Here is a 1,817-nt window from a genome sequence, read left to right as displayed (position 1 = left end):
TTCCCGTTCAGGTAAGGCGGGTGACCCAGAGGTAACCTCCTCCCGAACCTCTGCCCCCTGCGGGGGCGATCTGGCGCCGAGTTAGACGGCGCACAGTTTCCCCGCACACGGCTCAAGCGGCCCCTGTGGGGGGCGCAGGCCCTGCGTCGACTGCCGGTGCCGGAGCGGTGTCGCCTGGGTGGCGACGTGCGCACCGGGCGTGCACGAGGCGGTAGTGCTCGTCCGGCTGGCCGCTGGTCTGCGCCACGCGGTGGTGGCTCAGCGTGGTGCGCAGGGTGAAGAACCATTCCTCCCACTGGCTGGGGGATTGAGGTTCGCGGTCAGCGTCTGTCAGGGAGTTCCCGCATAGGGGGCACCGTCCTCGCTGCGCTCGCAGGGAGCGCATGAGCGACGGTGCGAGCGGCGGCAGTTTCCGGTTGCGCCGCCGGTCTGCCCAGTAGCGGGTTAGGGCGGGGTCGTCGGGTGACGCCGTGCCCTTGACGAGGACATGTCGGACGATGGGAGTCCAGGAGAACTTGTGGAGGTAGACGCCGGTCTGCCGGTCGCCGAAGACCCACGTGTCTTGCCTGTCCTTGTTGAAGCGACCGAAGTACCGGTTTTTGATCCAGCGCTTCGGTTTGTTGGGGTGTCGCCTGCGCGCCCAGTTGTAGAGGAGTCGCCACAGGTAGTTGTCCAGCGCGTGGAACGCTGCGCTGGACACCCCGATCCGGTAGTAGGCCGCCCAGCCTCGGATGATGGGGTTGAGTCGTCCGATGAGGATGGCCGGGGTCGCCGCACGGAGGCGGCGGATCTCGGTGGCCAGTCGCCGCCTGATGGCTTTCATCGCGTCGTTGCTGGGTTTGATGAGTAGCTTCCCGCCGCTCGATGTCTGGTATCGGCGGATGTTGAACCCGAGGAAGTCGAACCCTTCGGTGACGGGCACGATCTTTGTCTTGTCCTGGTTGAGGACGAGTCCCTTGGGTGTTAGCCATGCGTCAAGCTGTGCCCGGACCGACTCGGCCTGCTCACGACTGTGGCAGAATACCACAAAGTCGTCTGCGTAGGTCGTGACGGAGGGTGCGCCCGACATCAGGTCGCCTCGCGGGATATATCTTGACCCGGCGGTCTGCTCGATTCCCTGTAACGCGACGCTCAAAAGTAGCGGCGAAATCACCCCGCCCTGAGGGGTTCCCTCCGTGGTCGGAGTGTACCGGTTCTTATCGACCACGCCCGCTTTCAGCCAGGCGAGGATCTGTTCCCTGGCGGGGAACGTCCCCAGCCTTTCCATGAGGTGGTTGTGGTCGATTTTGTCGAATGCTGACTTGAGGTCTGCGTCGAGTACCCATTCCCGCTGGCTGCGGTCGCCTCTTAGAGTATTGAAGGCCATCCCGATCGCATCTGCGCATCCGCGACCCGGCCGGAACCCGTATTGCCTGCGGTCCAGCCGAGCCTCCCATTCGGGTTCCAGAGCGTTCTTCACCCGCGCCTGCTGCGCGCGATCTGCTATCACTGGTATCCCTAGGCGGCGGAGTTTCCCACCCGCCTTCGGGATGAGCCGCTCACGAACCGGCAGCGGGTGAAACGTCTGGGACCTGAGCTGATCCCGAACCTCGCTCAAGAACGCCTCCACGCCACGCTCGGACTCGATGTCATACGCGGTTCGTCCATCGACACCCGCCGTGCGTGACCCGGTGTTACCCCGAACCCGGCGCCACGCAACCACCAGAAACGCCGGGTCAGCCACCAGATTGTACAAATCATCAAACCGACGATTCCTATCCTCGTCGGCCCAACGGTGCAGCTTCGATTGCATTCCCAGTACCCGCGCCGCCGCCATC

At 64.4% G+C, this 1,817-nt stretch carries 1 protein-coding gene; it reads right to left on the bottom strand.

Features of this window, described 5'->3' with window-relative positions; genetic code table 11:
- Positions 1-112: 112 nt before the first annotated feature.
- Positions 113-1,817, bottom strand: a 1,705-nt coding sequence (gene ltrA, locus BCD48_RS47015; RefSeq protein WP_083419000.1) for a group II intron reverse transcriptase/maturase, incomplete at its 5' end; no start/stop codon positions are given.

The sequence above is a fragment of the Pseudofrankia coriaricola genome, from assembly GCF_001854805.1.
Taxonomy (GTDB): Bacteria; Actinomycetota; Actinomycetes; order Frankiales; family Frankiaceae; genus Pseudofrankia.
Note: the sequence above shows the minus strand (reverse complement) of the source record. Positions and strands in the feature narration are given on the sequence as shown.